The sequence below is a fragment of the Bacillus cereus group sp. MYBK15-3 genome, from assembly GCF_051916765.1.
In the GTDB taxonomy this organism is placed as follows: Bacteria; Bacillota; Bacilli; order Bacillales; family Bacillaceae_G; genus Bacillus_A; species Bacillus_A cereus.
In genome coordinates, this window is record NZ_JBQAHG010000001.1 from 992,591 (window position 1) to 1,010,645 (window position 18,055).

The following is an 18,055-nucleotide window of genomic DNA, read 5'->3' on the forward strand; positions in this document are numbered from 1 at the left end:
AATCCCTCCTTATTCTTTTTCAAAATCATTATAGAAGTTGATTTTCAAGAAAATAAGGAGATGTAATTAGATCTTACGTAAGCTAATTGGAAAATTACTAAAAGCGGAGACATTACAAGAGACGAATATTTTAGTAATACAAAATGCTTTCCTTGTAGCGACTATATTAGCCGTTCTCGTATTTGTTTTGACGTTATTTCTTAAGAAACAATAACACTGCTATTATTAAATAAGAAAAATGTAGCTAAAATGCTCTTCACAAAAGAACTTAGATTTCTGTATAATAAGAACTAATGTTCCTCACAGACAATGGACTCAAATTACACAAATATATCAAATAGAAGAGGATTGATATACGATGAAAATTGATAGACCAAAAATTTCACCAGAGTTATCTTCAAAGAATTTTCAAGATATTTTTTATGAAGAAGATCCAACATTGGAAGTGTGTGAAATTATAGACTCCACTTTCGAAAATGAATCTGTAGATAGAGTGCGGTTATATGATGCGGTGATAAAAAACTGTAAGTTTACTAATACAGACTTTAGCAATATTGATATTACAGATGTTTGTTTTGAAAACTGTGATTTATCAAATGTTAATTTAAGCAATTCTTCTGTTCACAGAGTCGAATTTAAAAACAGTAAATTAATCGGAGTAAATTTCACAGGATCTAGCTTAGGAAATGTTAAATTTGAGAATTCAATTTTGAATTTAGCGGCATTTGGAAATTCTAAACTAGAAAAAATCATCTTCAATGAAACTTCATTAAATAATGCAGATTTTTTTGACTGTAAACTTAAAAAAGTTGAATTCCAATTATGTAGTCTTGATGAAGCTAATTTTGATCAGACATCACTGAAGGGGATAGATATTAGTTCTTCTACCTTTGATACACTTACAGTTTCAGTGAACGATTTAAGAGGATGTAAAGTATCGACATATCAAGCTGTTCAGTTTGCTACTTTATTAGGATTAATAATTAAAGATTAGTATTTCGAAGAAAAGAACCCTATCCCGAATCATGGATTTTTTAATTGTCCACGATTCGAGATAAAGTTCAAATAAATTAGTGATGACTCTTTTATTATTTAACTACAGCTTGGTTTCCTTTTACATGTTCATTATTTACACTCATAAATTCTTCAATTTCTTCAACTTCCCTAATGATATCTTTTGACAAGTTTTCATACCCGTCTTTCGTTACAAGAATGTCATCTTCAATACGAATTCCAATTGATTCTCCTTCAATATAAAGACCAGGTTCAATTGTTATAACCATACCTTCTTCTAACACTCTATCTTTATATGTTCCTACATCATGTGTATCTAAACCAAGGAAATGGCTGACACCATGATAATAGTATTTTGATAACTCTTCATCTTCTTGAATTAAACCAATTGCTTTACACTCTTCTGCCAGTACCTTTTTTGTATGCTCATTTAATGCAGCGAACTTTAATCCTGGCTTAATAATCTCTGTTGTTTCTTTTAATGCTTTTAATACAATATTATAAATTTGTTTTTGGCGACTAGAGAATGTTCCATTTGCCGGGAATGTATAACTAATATCAGCGTTATAGTAGTCTTTTTGAGCACCTAAATCTAGTAATACTAAGTCACCATTTTGAATTTGTGCATCATTATCTTCATAATGAAGAACTGTAGCATTTTTCCCACTCGCCAAAATTGTATTGAACGCATGGTACTTAATGCCAGATGACTTCAGTGTAAAATCAAATTGTGCTTCTAATTCATACTCCATCATGCCTGCTTTTGCATGCTTAAGTACGTTGTAAATACCGTCTTTCGTTATAGCAATCGCTTCTTTAATAATTTCAATTTCTTCCTCTGTTTTAAATACTCGTAATTCACAAATGTTCGGATATACATTACCAATTGTTACGTGTGGGTATTTTTCTCTTACATGTTTAGCAAATGCTAATGTTTTTGTCTCCGTACCATTCCAATCACGACGTTCTATATCTAAATATAGATGCTTCGCATTTTCTGTAAAAAGTATATTTGACATTGTCTTTTCAAAGCTATCTAAATATACAACTTTCTTTATACCTGAAATTTTCTCTGCTTCTTCGTTAGAAACTGTTTTACCGACCCATTTTTCCATTACTGGATCTGACTTTTCAATGAAAAGTGTTTCTTCAACACTACTTCCAACCTTTTTCAGCATAAAAATAACATTTGGTTCATTGATTCCCGTTAAGTAGTAAAAATTACGATTCGGTACAAATTTATAATGTGCATCAGCTGACATATGCGGTGCTTGTCCCGCAAATAAAATCGTAATAGACCCCTCTGGTAATGTGTTTGCTAATCGTTCTCTATTTTGAGCAAAAAATGTTGATTTCATGATAATCCCCCTAGCGTTTTATGTATAATTATGAAACTAATTATTCAATACACTTCATTCTATTATTGTTATAATTTTTCGTCAATTTTTAACTAAATTTTAGATAGTATTGACACAGGCAACTAAACAAGTTACAATAACTATAAATTAGTAAGTTACTAATTTAAATTCAAATAAGAGGTGAACAAAATGCAAAACATTTTATTCCGTATTAACGAATTGTCAAAAAAAGAAAAAGCGAATGGATTAACAGTTGATGAAAAACAAGAACAACAAATGTTGCGCCAAAACTATACACAAACATTTCGTGGAAGCTTAGATTCCATTTTATTAAACACAAAAATTGTTGATCAAAATGGTCTTAACGTTACACCTGCTGCATTACAAGATGCTCAAATACGTTTAAAATTAAGCAAATGAGTTCCGAGCTAAAGAATTCTAATAAAACATAAAAAGAGCTGGATTTCCTATATAGAAATTCCAGCTCTTTTTATTGTCTTTTTTAATTTAGTAAACGAGCGATACATTGCAATTCTCCACGACACAATCATCGCAAATGCAAGTAAGAAAAACATGCCGCTTAACTCTGCCAAATCAATTGATTGGCTTAAATATGACTTTAATGCCACGCGTACAGCTAATAAGCCTACTAAAATAAATATGAATGCTTTTGACGGTTTCATAAATATATGTTCGCCTTTTATTTCGAACTTAGTTGTTTTAATAAGAAAAATAGAAAAGATAAGCCCTATACTAATTGCCTCAACTATTTCTAACGATGTTAATCGAAACTCTGGTAAAAAGTACATCGTTGCGCCTGTACTCATAAAAATTGGCGGCAATATAATTTTCTTTTTCGTTACCGGCTTTTTCGCTGCTTTAAAGCGCAGAAACATGACACCAACAGCCATACAAACCGCTAAAATACTTGATAAAAGTGCTATCATACTCTTCCCACTCCTATCTATTTAAAAGACTTTTTGAGCAAAATCATAAACCAAACGAGCCCGACACTTATAATAACATGACCTAATCCAGCCATATGGCTTAAACCGTAAAAGTCAGTTCCATTTACTTGTAGAAGACCTCTCCATAGCATTGTAGCAATAGTAAAGATTACTCCTACATTATAAACAACAAACCATGCACAAAAGCTCTTTGTTTCTTGTACATGAAACACTTTACATAAGGCTAAAGCAATTAAAAAGAATACAAAACCGAGCACTAATACATGTGTATGCACTAATTGCAACATTGTGGATCCTTTAATTCCTTGTGCTTTCGAATACTCTCTTGCAAATACACCTGATAATAAACCAATAATTAAGTAAATAAATGCCGCATTATATAATTTCTTCATTCTATTCCTCCTGTTGTAAACTTTCTATATTCGCTGCAATTATTTTAAGCGAAGTTTATGAACGGAGTATGAACAAAATATTACATTCAATTTTTGAAAATAAAAAAGCCATTCCACAAATAATAATTGTAGAATGGCTTTTCAATTTATTTTAAATCTTCTATTGAGAAAGCACCTGGCAGTAATTGCTCAACAGTCACTTCTTTTTCATCACCTTTTACATTCGTTAATAATACAGGCATTTTCGGATCACAGAATTCAGCAATTACTTGTCTACACGCACCACATGGTGAAATCGGTCCATCAGTTTCTCCTGTAATAACTAAGTAACTAAAATCGCGCTCCCCTTCTGATACCGCTTTAAATATTGCTGTTCTTTCTGCACAGTTACATAAACCGTAAGAAGCATTTTCTATATTACAACCAGTATAGATTTTCCCTTCTTTCGTAACTAACGCTGCGCCAACAGGAAATTTAGAATACGGAATATACGCTTTCGATAACATCTTGTTTGCTTCTTCAATATATTTTTTCTTACCCATATTATTTCCCCCTCAAAGTAAACGAAATGATGATTAGTCAGTAATAACTGTATGAACTAATTTAGGAGCCACTGCTGTTTCAGCGATAGAGATGTTCTCATAAATTTTTGCTTTTACATCTTCTACATTTTCACGATTTGCGTAGATTGTTACGAATGGCTCGCCTTCTTTTACTGCATCGCCAACTTTTTTACGTAACATTAATCCTACTGCTAAATCGATTTCATCTTCCTTCGTTGCACGACCTGCACCAAGTAACATAGCTGCAATACCAATCTCATCTGCAACAATGTTAGAAATAACACCTGAAGTTTTTGCAGGTACATCAATTACATACTTCGCCTGTGGCATTTTTTCTGGATTGTCTACAATTGAGCTATCTCCGCCTTGATTGCTTAAGAACTCTTTAAACTTCTCAGTTGCTTTTCCGTTTTTCATCACTTCAATTAGCATTTCACGAGCTTCTTCTAACGTATTTGCTTTTTTCGCAAGTACGACCATTTGGCTACCTAATACAAGTACTAATTCTGTTAAATCTTCTGGACCTTCACCTTTTAACGTATCAATCGCTTCTTTTACTTCTAGAGCGTTACCAATCGCAAAACCAAGCGGTTGTGACATGTCTGAAATAACAGCCATAGTTTGACGTCCTACATTATTTCCGATACGTACCATTGCATGTGCTAATTCTTTTGCATCTTCTTCTGTTTTCATAAATGCACCAGCACCTGTTTTTACATCAAGTACGATTGCGTCAGCACCTGCTGCAATTTTTTTACTCATAATTGAACTTGCAATGAGAGGAATTGAGTTAACCGTTCCTGTTACATCGCGTAATGCATAAATCTTTTTATCTGCAGGTGTTAAGTTTCCTGTTTGTCCAATAACAGCTACTTTGTCACGGTTTACAATATCAATGAACTGCTCTTTCGTAATTTCAACGTGGAATCCTTCTACCGCTTCTAATTTATCAATTGTTCCGCCTGTATGTCCTAAACCACGACCAGACATTTTTGCTACTGGTACATCTAAAGCAGCAACTAATGGTCCTAATACTAATGTTGTAGTATCACCAACACCGCCAGTTGAATGTTTATCTACTTTAATTCCTTCAATTGCTGATAAGTCGATCGTTTCACCAGACTCAACCATCGCCATCGTTAAATCTGCACGTTCGCGATCTGTCATATCTTTAAAGAAGATTGCCATTGCAAGTGCACTCACTTGATAATCAGGAATACTTCCGTCTGTATATCCATTAATAAAGAATTTGATTTCTTCAGTCGTTAATTCTTTGCCGTCACGTTTTTTTGCAATAATATCTACCATTCTCATTACAATCACCATTCCTTTTTATATTATACGAATCTATTAAAATAATAAGCCAACGATTGTTGCTGATAAGAAACTTACTAACGTTGCACCGAATAGTAATTTCAAACCAAATCTTGCCACTACATTCCCCTGCTTTTCATTTAAGCTTTTAACTGCCCCTGCAATAATTCCAATTGAAGAGAAGTTTGCAAATGAAACTAAGAATACAGATATAATCGCTGTCGTTCTATCTGAGAAATTAAAGTTTCCTTGTGCTAAATCTGTCATAGCGACAAATTCATTTGATACTAATTTTGTTGCCATAATATTTCCTGCATTAACTGCTTCATGCCAAGGCACACCCATAATAAATGCAAATGGTGCAAATACATAACCAAGGATTTCTTGGAATGAGATACCAATTACACCTTTAAATACTGCATTGATGAATGCGATAAGAGCAACGAAACCGACTAGCATAGCTGCTACTGTAATGGCAACTTTAAATCCGTCTATAATGTATTCACCTAATACTTCAAAGAAAGTCTTTTTCTCTTCTTCTTGCACTTCTAACATATCTTCTTCCTCAGTAACTTCATACGGGTTAATAATAGAAGCAATGATGAAGCCACCGAATAAGTTAAGCACTAAAGCGGTTACAACATATTGTGGTTTTAATAACACCATATATGATCCAACGATAGACATAGAAACTGTAGACATTGCAGATGCACATAATGTATACATTCTTTTCTCTGGCAATAACCCTAGTTGTTTCTTAACTGAAATAAACACTTCAGATTGTCCTAAAATCGCAGAAGCAACTGCATTATATGATTCTAGTTTCCCCATTCCATTTACTTTACTTAATGCTAAACCGATAGATTTCACAATAATAGGTAATACTTTAATGTGTTGTAATATACCTATTAGTGCCGAGATAAATACGATTGGCATTAATACACTTAAAAAGAACGAAAACTCTTTTTGATTTACTAATCCACCAAATACAAAATTCACACCGTCAGCAGCATATTTTAATAACTCTCCAAAACCATCTGCTATTCCACTAATTAATATATTCCCTACACTTGTATTTAATAATAAAAATCCCAAAATGAATTGTAATATAACCATCGTTATGATTGGGCGATATTTGACTTTTTTTCTATCATTACTAGCAAGCCAAGCGATACCTAAAATCAATACGAGGCCTAAAACACCGATTAAGTATTTCATAAGCCGTCTCCTCCCATTCGTATCCGCTTACATTTTTTTCAATTATTAAAGCAATAGATACACTTTACTTTGTGTATCTATTGCTTTTGACTTCATTAATGATTAGTAGTTATCTGTAGCACCTTTTGCATCATTTAATACGATTGCAACACTAGCACTTGCTCCAACGCGAGAAGCTCCAGCAGCTACCATTTTGTCTGCATCTTCACGTGTACGAACGCCACCAGATGCTTTTACACCAACGTTTGGTCCTACTGTTTTACGCATTAATGCGATATCTTCAGCAGTTGCTCCGCCAGTTGAGAATCCAGTTGAAGTTTTTACGAAGTCAGCACCAGCTTTTACTGATAATTCACAAGCGCGTACTTTCTCTTCATCTGTTAATAGGCAAGTTTCAATGATTACTTTTACAAGAGCTTTTCCTTTTGCTGCTTGTACTACTTCATAAATATCTTTTTCAACAAGTTCGTTGTCGCCATCTTTTAAAGCGCCTACGTTGATTACCATATCAACTTCAGTTGCACCTTTTGCGATAGCATCTTTTGTTTCAAATGCTTTTGTTTCAGTAGTGCTTGCTCCTAATGGGAAACCGATTACAGTACAAACGTCTACATCATGTCCAGCTAGTTCATCAGCCGCTAATTTTACCCATGTTGGGTTAATACAAACAGAAGCGAATTTATATTCCTTTGCTTCTTCAATTACTTTCATAACATCTTCTTTAGTAGTATTAGCTTTTAAAATTGTATGGTCAATTAACTTTGCAATGTTCATTATCTTCACTCCTCATATCTTTTAACAACTTCATTCTAACTCTTAGTTGAACAAATGTAAATACACTTTTGAAATTTTGTTCATTCTTTTTTAAAAGGAATTTTCTTGTAGTAAATAAAGCGCATTCTACCAAAGAACATTTCAGATATATAATCAAAATTTTTATGTTAACAATGGTAGTATGTATCTCCATATCCATAATTATTTTTAAAAAGGCAACTTGTGTTCAAAAAACTCCTATCATTCATACATAACAAAATAAAAGGCGTTCTCAAAATTAACATCTTGAGAACGCCTTTTATTTCTAATCTTTTTGATAATGTAACAATTCTTTTGCTGTATGCTGATCGATAATTAATACATTTGCATACCCGCCACGTAACGCACCATCAATTGCTTTGATTTTTCTATTACCACCTGCAACTAAAATAGAACGTTTCTTTAATTTCAGTTCTTCTAACTCAATTCCAATGGTCCGCTTATTAATTTCTTCACTACTAATATTTCCGTCCCCATCAAAGAATCGTGAACAAATGTCACCGACCGATTGTTTTTTGAGTAAACTCGTTTCACCCTTATCGAAATAACCTAATCGGAATAATAGCGCTTCGTCTCGCACTGTTCCTACAGTGAAAATTGCAATATTCGCTTGCTTCCCCATTTCGATAATATGATGAATATGTCGATCCTGCTCTACTAATTCTTTTGTCACTGCATTATCAAATATAACTGGAAGAGGTAGATTTCTTGGCGTCGTTTGAAAAGCATCTGCAAATAAAGCTATCGTTTCATTCGCATATGTATTTACACTTGAATGACTAATACCACCTTTTAGCTGGACAACCTCTACCCCTTTTACATGTTGCGGTACGATTTTTCTAGCGATTTCATACATAGTCATTCCCCAGCTTACACCAACAATATCACCGTTTTTAACTGTCTTTTCCATATACTCAGCAGCATATTTACTTATATACTCTGTAATCGTTGCATATTCCGGTACTGGAGAAAATACAACATGTGCCTCTAACAAGTTGTATTTTTCTTTCAGTAAATTCCCAACGTTATCTAAATCCGCAAATGGATCAGCGATGCTAATTTGAACAAACCCTTTTTCTTTCGCATACTTTAACAATCTAGAAATTGTTGGTCTTGAAATATTTAATTTGTTAGCAATTTCTTGCTGACTATAATCTGATTGATAATATAATCTTGCAACTTCAACGCTTAATTGTTGTTTATCTTTTTCCATAGTAACTCATTACAAATCCCTTCCTGTATTTCCCTTTCGTTACAAGCATTATACAGCTTTATGCAAAAAAATTCGACTACCGAATTTTATCTATCTGAACTTCTACTACACTTAATATATAATGAAAACTTATTGTGTAGATTTACAAACTCAATATAGATACGCTTGAAACATGTAAATCGATTAACATTTAATTCACATTTTTCTGTAGTAACGATAACAAAGCCGTTCAAGTTGTATATGAGGCTTAGGATATCAAAGACTATTTTTTCTCCTATCTATGGCATTTTCGCCCGTTTTTCTATAAGGGATTAAACTGATGAAGCAATAATTCGATTATCTAGAATACAAATGCTCTACAGACAAAGAATATGGATTATGTATCCATGGAGATACAATCCCAATCTTCATTTTTATAATTGATTAGCCAAAACAAGCCTCTTCGTCTTTCAATAACAATACTTTCATGCATACCTGCAGTTGCTTCTCTCGCATTAATTCTATCATGTACACAAGCCCAATGAAGCCGATAAATAAGGTCGGCCTCGTCCAAAATTTCTTCTGCATTTCGCAATTTTGTTTTTTGATAAAATTCATTAAAAGAACTACAATCAGAAACAAGTTTAATTGCATAATGACAGTCACAGATTTCTCTTGGGAATTTCAGTGTATTCACGAGGCCTATTGACCAAAGCAAAACCCATTGGGCTTCATACTGCCATGCAATCTGTATCGCTTCTTTCTCATCAGGTTCCTCTGAATTTAGAAAATTCCTTTCCTGCATCGTTAATGATTCAACCACATCAAATTGATTCAGCAGCTCCATGACGAACTCTTTGGAAGTTTTCAAATCTCCTTCTTGGGCAACATCACAAGCATATTGTATGACAATCAACAAAGCTACTGCTCTCTTCGTAATCTCTTCTCGGCTTCTTAATTGAATACTTGTCAAAGGAGGCAATTGAGGCAATCCTTCTATATATGGAATCCCTTTATCTTGCAGATAGCTTATCGATTTCTGTTTTCTTTTCTCCCCATCGGTAGAAGTACTATTCTGTCCCCTTATTTTGTTCGTACATGCTTGAGGAGTAAATTCTGAAGGACCAGAGGATCCATCCGGAAATACAATTACTTTTCCATCCTTCCCGATGAGAGTTCGATCAGGAATAAAACCAATACCGTTCACCTCATTAAGTAATTTAAGAAACAGCTCCACGTATTCATCACTATAATCCTTCTTCGTCTCTATAGCGATTATGGTATTAATTACAGAAATCTGTGCCAAAACCATCTTCTTAAGATGTTCTTCTTGAAATTCGATTTGATCGTACATGTGCATCATTCCAGGAATATTATTGAAAAAATAATCAGGAGATGATTCTTCAGAATCCACTCGAATAATAATTTTATTTTTGCCAAATAGTCTTTTCGATTGAATCGTATATTCATTTTTATTGCGTTCAACCTTAAACCCATTTTGAAAAACTTGAGTAATGAAACCTTCTATATCACTTGTATCATTCCTTGATGCAAATATCGTAAAAAATTTCAATTTTCCCCCTCCTCTAATTCTTATATTCTTCTTAGCTATAAACTTAGAAAAACAAAATAACATAAGTTTTTTAACATATGATACATAATTAGTATATTAAAACAGCTTTTTCATTATGGCTTGCTCTTCAACTAAAGTTCGTATTAGTGAAATAATCCAAACAACGTGTAAAAAGCTCCCTTTGCTAAAGTCTATTCAAATACCCCTTATAAACAGAAGTTACTATTTATAAGGGGTATTTACTCAATTTAATTTTATAAAAATTGGATGGAAACAATGCAAGTTCTCACTTATTTAGAATAAGTGAAAAGATGATGTTTTATTTGTTCAATAAAATAATGATGGTGTATATTATCGTTAGATACTCGACTTGCCATAATAGCCCCCTCCATTGAAGAGGCAAGAAAGGAAGCGAGTGATATAACCTCTATATCTTCTTTAAATTCTTGTTTCTCTATTCCTTCTTTTATGAGAGAAGCCATTAACATTACTGTATCATCATAACCTTTTGCTGCTGCTTTTTGTAATTCTGGAAATACTCCAGTACTTTCAATGGCACTATTAAGTAATGGACAGCCTCCAGCAATAGGAGGATTATTAGCTGCATCTTGATATACAAGGAAAATTGCAAGGATTTTATCAATTGCTGTCTTTTTATTTTCCATTGCTTTATGAAAATGACTCCACATAATCTCACCACTTTTGTCGTAGGCAGCAAGGACAATTTCTTCTTTACTTTTGAATCTACGATAAATAGATCCTTTAGGTAGTTCAGTAGCTGTCATTATATCCTGGATGGATGTGCGAGTTATCCCATTAGTATTAAATAAATATAAAGATGTTTCAATAATTTTTTCTTTAACCTTATCAACTTTAGTCATGCTTTGTAATCCTCCTAATGAAAACGATCCTAATATTCTAGGTAATGTTTACCCTCTATTTTCTTAATTTTTTTGTAAGTATAAATAAGTTTGGAACAGAAATATCTTATCAATCCCTATCTTATGGAAACCTCAAAGAATACGGTTTGAAAAGAAGTTAATCAAATTGTATTACCTACATAAATTAAGTGAATCTTCTGTCAAAACGACATGACCAATTGTTTAGTTCAGTCATATTATACAACTAATTTTATCTAAAATCGTAGAGGTGTAAAAATATATAGTTAATTTTAATGTATAGACATATGATTATTATATATAATTTTTATTAATATGTTTAGCTAAAGTGTTTGAACTACTCCCACTTTCACTTCATTCTATAAAAGATTAACCATTAATGATTACTGGAATTAAATTGTAACAAAGCAACTGAAATATAAATATATTTGCTTTTTTCCATTTTGATTTTGTTAATACTTTATAAAAAGGGTTTAAAAAACTAGAAACTTGTAGTATCATTAGATTTCGATTCAGACCGAACCGTCCGGTTTATAATCTTATATAAATATATTTAGAAGGAGAGCGTTATGCAGAAAGAAAAATCAAAAATTATAGGTAATTTAATTATGGGGGCAATACAGTGAACTTTATAAAAATGAATAAAAAAGAAATCATTATGCTAATAATCTTTACACTGTTTGTACCATTTCAAATTGGCTTGTACATACTATTTGGCATATCACTTTTAGCTAATGTCAATTTAGTTGAATCAGAATTTGTTCTTAGTGCCATCGGTTTTACTGTACCTGCTATTGTAGGAATCATTTGCTTTAGGAAAGAAATTATTGAAAGTTTTACTTATTTTAAAGAGAAGACAATTTTGAAAATAGTAAGTATTCCTATGGTAGTTTTATTTACGTTAATTGTGGAACAGTGTGTTATGTATTTTCTAGCAACTGGTCAACCAGAGAACCAAGAGCAGCTCCTTGAAACGGGTGCAGAGGTACCGCTTGTATTTACATTGCTTGTATTTGGTATTCTGGGTCCAATACTTGAAGAAATTGTGTTTCGCCACATATTAATAAATCGTTTTTCTTACCATATTGGTACTGCTATTGCATCTATCATTTCGATTATGATTTTTACACTTCTTCATACGAACCAACTTTCAGATATTGCTATTTATTTACCTGGATCGTTGATACTTACTGCGGCTTATCTTATTTCTAAAAGATCCATTGCATATGTTATAGCGATACATATGTTAAACAATTGCCTTGCTTTCATTCTGTAAGAAACTAGACTTGTTTCTGATGCCAAAAATATTCTATGTTTCTATCAAGCATTTTTGGCACCAGAACTACTTTTTCTATGACATAAGAAAGCTAATCAAAAATTATAAAATATTAGGAGAGTGTCAGTCATGATTGTAACAACAACTTCTGGAATTCAAGGTAAAGAGATTATTGAGTATATTGATATTGTAAATGGTGAAGCTATTATGGGTGCAAATATTGTCCGCGATGTATTCGCTTCCGTTCGTGATGTTGTCGGTGGCCGTGTTGGTGCTTACGAAAGTAAACTAAAAGACGCTCGTGATATTGCAATGGGCGAAATGAAAGAACTTGCAAAAGAAAAAGGTGCGAACGCTATCGTTGGTATTGACGTAGATTACGAAGTTGTTCGTGATGGAATGTTAATGGTTGCTGTCAGTGGTACAGCTGTACGTATATAAGTAAATAAAAAAACGGTTCCTCTTGGAATTTATACTTTGAGGGGAAATCCTGATTCTGTTGCAGATTTTAAAGAATAAAACGAGAAATAATCAACTTTTTTATTTCTCGTTTTATCTACATATTTATTTTTGGAAAAACAATCTAACTCCAAATACTAATAATACGGCGCCTGTAATACCCTCTATTGTACGGTTCACTCTTTCTTTTCTTAAAAAAGTTCTTAATTGACGTATGAGTGAGATGTAAAGTAAATACCATATTGCTGTCAAAGTCGTAAATGTGACTCCTAATAAAAGAAATTGGAGGAAATGATTTTGATTACTCACAATAAATTGGGGTAAAAAACTAAGGAAAAATACAGCGGTTTTTGGATTTAAAATTGCCGTAGTAAATCCTTGTCTAAAGCTTTTAATTGCCCCAATATCCTTAGAGTCCATTTCTGCTAAACCTGACATATCTTCTTTTTTATGTAAGGCACTTTTAATTGACTTTACAGCTAAATAAATTAAATAAACAGCCCCAGCATATTTTATAAATGTAAATAACATAGCAAATTTCATTAAGATAGCAGAAAGTCCTAACGTAGCCATTATTGTATGAATCATCATTCCAGATATCGTTCCTAAAACAGTCTTTATCCCGCCATTTTTACCATGCGAGATAGTATTTTTTGTAACTAGTGCAAAACCAGGACCAGGCATGATTATGATTAACATTGCTGTAAGGATAAATAATAGATAATTTTCCATGTTGTAGTATTTCCTCTCCAATTTTTAATTTTGCTTACAGTATAGCTTTTTTCATTAAAACATTACATATAAAAGACTTGATCAGAAATTTATTTAGGTTATTCGTATCAATTTGATTAACTATTACCCAATAGCCACATTGATAAAACACATGACAAACTTATATATAATTGCAAGCTCAACTCTCACAAAAAACAGGATGAAAAATAAACAGCAGAACTAGTCCACTGTTTACTTTGCCACACCTTCATGTAATTTTTCTGTATAATCCTTTACATCTTTCCAGCTATCTTTCGCTGTATGTAAATCTTCTTTTATAAACGTAAACTCTTCCGGACTAATTCCTTTTACGTTTTGTAATAAATTATTATACTTTGCACCTACTGTATACCATTGATTTGATATGTTTTGTAGTGCTGTAATTGCTGCATCAATTGTTTCTGTCATGTTTGTTGTTTTATTTTTTACATCAGTCAAAATTACGACTTCTGCTTGTGCTCCTGAAATTCTATCTTTTAAATTGGCGATTTCTCTTTCTGCATTTGCGATATCTTTTTTCGCAACCGCAATCATCGGCCCGCCAGCAAGACATGTTATTAGAGCTACGCAAAGTACGCCACCAGCAATGACCATATCATTACTCTTTTTAATCGAATCGTTATATGTATTTATTTGTTGCTCTAGAGCTGGAATACCAGCATTCGTACTTGCCAATATCGCTGTTAACTGATTTGTATCCTCTTTGAAACTATTTGTATCTTTCGCCATTCTATCGCGAAAAGCTTTCAAATTTCCTAATAATCCATCTACCTCATTTTGATTCTTTACAATATCCGCATACAACTTTTCTAAATCCGCTTTTAATTTTCCACTATCCTTTTGATCAATCGCTATTAACATGTCATTATAATACGATTGAAAAGTATTATTGTAATTTATAATATTTTGATCTGTTTTCATAATTTGAGGCTTCATATTATTTAACCAATATGCTGCATTAATTTTTGCATCTCTTTGATGCTGAATCATATTCCCTTTAAATTCACTATTAATCGAACTTATTTTACTTAAATCCGTCTCTTGTTGATTTTGAATTAATTTTGCATATGAATCCATTGCAAATATACTTGATGTCGTTTGTGCCATTACATCTTGGAATCCTGCTGGTCCAAGAGAATAGTTTTTCACATTTTCTTGTAGCACCTTTACATTTTGTTCTGCTGCAAAAGGATGTAAAGGAAATGCGTTACTCGTTGCCACCCCAGCAATCATTACCGCTAAAAGACATTTTTTATAAAATCGTTTCTGCATATTTTTCACCTATTCTCTTTATAAGGATATCAAAAGCTCCTGCTCACAACTGAACAGGAGCTTCAAATCATTCATCAACACTTAACGCTCTAACGATTCGTATTCAATTATGCTTTTTTCGTGTCTACTACTTTAATATCTTCAGCATAAATCTTTTCTGCATAGTCTTTAATGTTTTTCCAGCTATCTTTCGCAATGTTTAAATCTTCTTTAATGAAAACAAGATCGTTTGGACTAATTGAATCCACATTTTGAAGTAAAGAATTGTATTTCGATCCCATTGTATACCATTGATTTGAAATGTTTTGCAACGCTGTAATTGCAGTATCAATCGTATTTGTTAAATACTCAGTTTGTGTTTTAATGTTCGTTAACCCAGCTACTTCTAATTGAGCAGTTGTAATTTGTCCAGTTATTTTTTGAATTTCAGCTTGTGCATTGTCAAGTTCTTTCTTCGCTAATACGATACCAGCTGTACCACCGCCTACAGCTGCTGCACCACCTGCAATTAATGCGACTCCTAGCGGTGTTCCTGCGCCCGTAGCAATAACTACTGCACCACCAATAATTGCAATTGGTCCTAGAGCTGTCGCAACAGATGAACCGATAATAATTGCATTATATTTACTAATTGCCTCATTGTACGTTGTAATTTGATTTTGTAGAAGCGGAATTCCTGCATCTTGACTAGCTAATATAGATGTAATTTGATTTGCATCACCCTTGAAGTTTTGCGTATCCGACGTCATTTTATTTCGGAATTTTTTCAAGTCTTCTACTAACTGATCCACTTGCGCTTTATTTTCATTAATACTACTTGATAATCTAGTTAGGCCTTTCGTAAGAGTCGCTTTATCTTTTGCATCTACCGCAGCAACTAAAGTATCATAATAGTTTTGGAATTTTGTATTGTAGTTAATGATGTTTTGATTCGTTGAAATAAGCTGTGGCTTTAATACATCTAACCATTGCTTCGCATTTCCTCTAGCTGTATCTTGGTGCTGAATCACTTTTCCTTTTAAAGCTGCATCAACAGTCGATACATTTCCAAAGTTAACATTACCTTGTTTAATAATTGTTAAAGCATACAGATCCATTACTAAAGCATTTGAACCTGTTCTTTCCATTGCATCTTTCAAGCCTTCTGGTCCTAATGAATATTCTTCATAGTCATTATAAGCTTTTGCTACCGCATGAACTGGAGCTTGTTTCACTGTACTTTCAGCTGCATACGTATGAGCCGGCATAATATTTCCTGCTGCAAATACTGCCATAAGTGCTGATAGAGCCATTACTTTATATGGTTTTTTTGTCATTTTTCTTCTCTCCCTATATCGCTAATTATTTTTCTATTTAATGTACTTCAACGTTTGTAACGTAATCTTCAAATTGATTTGTTTGCTTATTCATTTCATCACTTACTTTTTTAATTTGATTAAAATGTTTTTGAAGTAAACTACTGTCTGTATACGTGCCTTCTTCAACATTTGTTTGAATTTGAATCATATTATTATTTAAAACTTTCCAATCCGTTAATAACGTTTCTAAAGTTGTAATTTGACGATCAATTAATTCTGTAAAGCTATTTACTTGATCTTCAACGAATGTAATTTGAGTCGCCTCTGCTTCAGTTTGTGATAACTTTTGAATAAGTGGCAATAACTCTTTTTGCTTTTGCTGAATGCGAAGAGCTGCTTCTCTCGTTTGACTATCTGCAGCATTTACAATTTCATTACTTAAAGTACCGATAGAAACAAAATCGATTGTTTTCGTTTGTGCAGTTTGATTTGTGATTGTAAATACTTGTTTACCGATATTAATAGAACCTTTAATGATTTCTTGAGGTCTATTCAAAATAGTAGTTAGTTCAGCTTGAATTTCCCCTTGAATTCTTTTAATATCTTCTCTTAATTTCACAATATCTCCACTTGATCCTTGCAGTGTTTTTATTGCTTCATCGGCTTTAATTGATAAGTTGTTACTATCTTTGTCTAATACTGTTTTAAATCGATTTAACTCTAATAAATCTTGCTCCATACTCTCTTGGATGCTCTGTACTTGCAATTGTAATTTTCCATATGCACTCATAAAATCTGTTTTTGCTTGCTGATCTTCATTTACATTTCCTGCTAGTTCATAGAGCTTACTATAATAACTATTGAATCTAGTGCTGTATCTCATCATCTCTTGATTTAAGTCAATTAGCTTCGGATTATATTCATCAATCCACTCTCGTACATTCGCCTTTGCAAACTTTTGATGATTCGTTAAGCTACTCATCGCATTTACCTTAATGTCTGGCTGTTGCAAAATAATTAATCCGTATGCTTGAATAAGCGGTGATTGTGATCCTAACATTCTAATTGAATTGGATAATGTATTTGGAGCAATTACATTTTGCGCATATACTGTTTTCACTTCCGTTTGCCCCTCCTTAGCGTAAGCGCTTACAGGAATGAAGCAACTCGTAGATACCGCTGTAACCAATAACCCTGTAATTAAAGTCTTTTTCACTTTAACTCCTCCTATGTATTAGCAACTATTACTATCGCATTTTATTATTCTATTTTCTTGCCCATAATTTGAGATGGTTAAAATAGAGAACGTTCTCAACGTGATCTATGTATGAACCACCTCTCTCGTATTGCTACAGTACTTACTTATCGTCACAAAACATTTCATTATTTTTCATATGTGTTTAGTATGAATAATATTGTATAAATTTTCTATTTCATCGAAATTCCCACATTCACACAGTGAATATATTACATAAAAATATTATTCATTTCAAACTAAACAACATACGTAAATATGAAATTTCATTTTGTTTTCATATAAGTTTTGTACTGTAAGGTCATTTAAACACAGCTGTTTATATATCGTAAAGAAGTATTTTCATTCCCTTTATTTTCAAGCTTTCATGTCCTTATTTCAAAATATAATCCGATTCACTTTATCGATTGAAATATCTAC

Annotated in this window: 18 protein-coding genes; 4 read left to right on the forward strand and 14 right to left on the reverse strand. The window is 32.7% G+C overall.

Going from position 1 to position 18,055, the window contains the following annotated elements:
• Nucleotides 1–358 precede the first annotated feature (358 nt).
• Nucleotides 359–994, forward strand: a complete 636-nt coding sequence (locus ACTFR8_RS05050) for a pentapeptide repeat-containing protein (protein WP_000687273.1) — start codon at nt 359–361, stop codon at nt 992–994.
• A 94-nt stretch (nt 995–1,088) separates the two neighbouring features.
• Here ACTFR8_RS05050 and ACTFR8_RS05055 read toward each other — a convergent pair whose 3' ends face one another.
• Nucleotides 1,089–2,372, reverse strand: coding sequence for an aminopeptidase P family protein (locus tag ACTFR8_RS05055; protein WP_000842973.1), 1,284 nt, complete (start codon nt 2,370–2,372; stop codon nt 1,089–1,091).
• A 189-nt stretch (nt 2,373–2,561) separates the two neighbouring features.
• Here ACTFR8_RS05055 and ACTFR8_RS05060 point away from each other — a divergent pair, with 189 nt between their 5' ends.
• Nucleotides 2,562–2,792: a DUF896 domain-containing protein gene (locus tag ACTFR8_RS05060; RefSeq protein ID WP_001179612.1), complete on the forward strand. Its 231-nt coding sequence runs from the start codon at nt 2,562–2,564 to the stop codon at nt 2,790–2,792.
• A gap of 47 nt (nt 2,793–2,839) precedes the next feature.
• Here ACTFR8_RS05060 and ACTFR8_RS05065 read toward each other — a convergent pair whose 3' ends face one another.
• The 9 genes from ACTFR8_RS05065 to ACTFR8_RS05105 form a co-directional block, all read right to left on the reverse strand.
• Entirely contained in the window at nt 2,840–3,319 is a 480-nt protein-coding gene (locus tag ACTFR8_RS05065) for a CcdC family protein (RefSeq protein WP_000561046.1), read from the reverse strand.
• Nucleotides 3,320–3,336: 17 nt separating this feature from the next.
• On the reverse strand, nt 3,337–3,732 hold the full coding sequence (locus ACTFR8_RS05070) for a DUF2871 domain-containing protein (protein ID WP_000737863.1): 396 nt from the start codon (nt 3,730–3,732) through the stop codon (nt 3,337–3,339).
• 146 nt (nt 3,733–3,878) lie between these two features.
• Entirely contained in the window at nt 3,879–4,274 is a 396-nt protein-coding gene (locus ACTFR8_RS05075; RefSeq protein ID WP_000516778.1) for a cytidine deaminase, read from the reverse strand.
• Between the two features lie 33 nt (nt 4,275–4,307).
• The gene (locus ACTFR8_RS05080; RefSeq protein WP_001983022.1) at nt 4,308–5,609 is read right to left on the reverse strand and encodes a pyrimidine-nucleoside phosphorylase; all 1,302 of its coding nucleotides are present in this window, start codon (nt 5,607–5,609) and stop codon (nt 4,308–4,310) included.
• A gap of 36 nt (nt 5,610–5,645) precedes the next feature.
• Nucleotides 5,646–6,827 (reverse strand): NupC/NupG family nucleoside CNT transporter, encoded by a 1,182-nt coding sequence (locus tag ACTFR8_RS05085; protein WP_000876192.1) that lies wholly within the window; start codon nt 6,825–6,827, stop codon nt 5,646–5,648.
• Between the two features lie 102 nt (nt 6,828–6,929).
• Nucleotides 6,930–7,601, reverse strand: coding sequence for a deoxyribose-phosphate aldolase (gene deoC / locus ACTFR8_RS05090; protein ID WP_001017441.1), 672 nt, complete (start codon nt 7,599–7,601; stop codon nt 6,930–6,932).
• A 304-nt stretch (nt 7,602–7,905) separates the two neighbouring features.
• Nucleotides 7,906–8,853, reverse strand: coding sequence for a sugar-binding transcriptional regulator (locus ACTFR8_RS05095; RefSeq protein WP_000409785.1), 948 nt, complete (start codon nt 8,851–8,853; stop codon nt 7,906–7,908).
• Between the two features lie 376 nt (nt 8,854–9,229).
• Nucleotides 9,230–10,405 carry a DUF4272 domain-containing protein gene (locus ACTFR8_RS05100; RefSeq protein ID WP_000668091.1) on the reverse strand — a complete coding sequence of 392 codons (1,176 nt, stop codon included), beginning with the start codon at nt 10,403–10,405 and terminating at the stop codon, nt 9,230–9,232.
• 290 nt (nt 10,406–10,695) lie between these two features.
• Nucleotides 10,696–11,286: a TetR/AcrR family transcriptional regulator gene (locus tag ACTFR8_RS05105; RefSeq protein WP_000169648.1), complete on the reverse strand. Its 591-nt coding sequence runs from the start codon at nt 11,284–11,286 to the stop codon at nt 10,696–10,698.
• Between the two features lie 640 nt (nt 11,287–11,926).
• On the opposite strand from ACTFR8_RS05105, the gene ACTFR8_RS05110 reads away from it, so the two are divergent.
• Together ACTFR8_RS05110 and ACTFR8_RS05115 are read left to right on the forward strand one after the other, a co-directional pair.
• Nucleotides 11,927–12,580 carry a CPBP family intramembrane glutamic endopeptidase gene (locus ACTFR8_RS05110; protein ID WP_001009300.1) on the forward strand — a complete coding sequence of 218 codons (654 nt, stop codon included), beginning with the start codon at nt 11,927–11,929 and terminating at the stop codon, nt 12,578–12,580.
• Between the two features lie 129 nt (nt 12,581–12,709).
• A complete protein-coding gene (locus ACTFR8_RS05115; protein WP_000637518.1) occupies nt 12,710–13,021 on the forward strand; it encodes a heavy metal-binding domain-containing protein in 312 nt (103 codons plus the stop codon).
• A 123-nt stretch (nt 13,022–13,144) separates the two neighbouring features.
• Here ACTFR8_RS05115 and ACTFR8_RS05120 read toward each other — a convergent pair whose 3' ends face one another.
• From ACTFR8_RS05120 to nheA, 4 genes are all read right to left on the reverse strand, one after another.
• Nucleotides 13,145–13,771 carry a LysE family translocator gene (locus ACTFR8_RS05120; protein ID WP_000432985.1) on the reverse strand — a complete coding sequence of 209 codons (627 nt, stop codon included), beginning with the start codon at nt 13,769–13,771 and terminating at the stop codon, nt 13,145–13,147.
• A 231-nt stretch (nt 13,772–14,002) separates the two neighbouring features.
• Nucleotides 14,003–15,082 carry a non-hemolytic enterotoxin NHE subunit C gene (nheC, locus tag ACTFR8_RS05125; protein ID WP_001171982.1) on the reverse strand — a complete coding sequence of 360 codons (1,080 nt, stop codon included), beginning with the start codon at nt 15,080–15,082 and terminating at the stop codon, nt 14,003–14,005.
• 107 nt (nt 15,083–15,189) lie between these two features.
• Entirely contained in the window at nt 15,190–16,398 is a 1,209-nt protein-coding gene (nheB, locus tag ACTFR8_RS05130; RefSeq protein ID WP_000162975.1) for a non-hemolytic enterotoxin NHE subunit B, read from the reverse strand.
• 37 nt (nt 16,399–16,435) lie between these two features.
• Complete coding sequence (gene nheA, locus ACTFR8_RS05135) at nt 16,436–17,596, reverse strand: non-hemolytic enterotoxin NHE subunit A (protein ID WP_000751833.1); 1,161 nt, start codon at nt 17,594–17,596, stop codon at nt 16,436–16,438.
• Nucleotides 17,597–18,055: the final 459 nt, after the last annotated feature.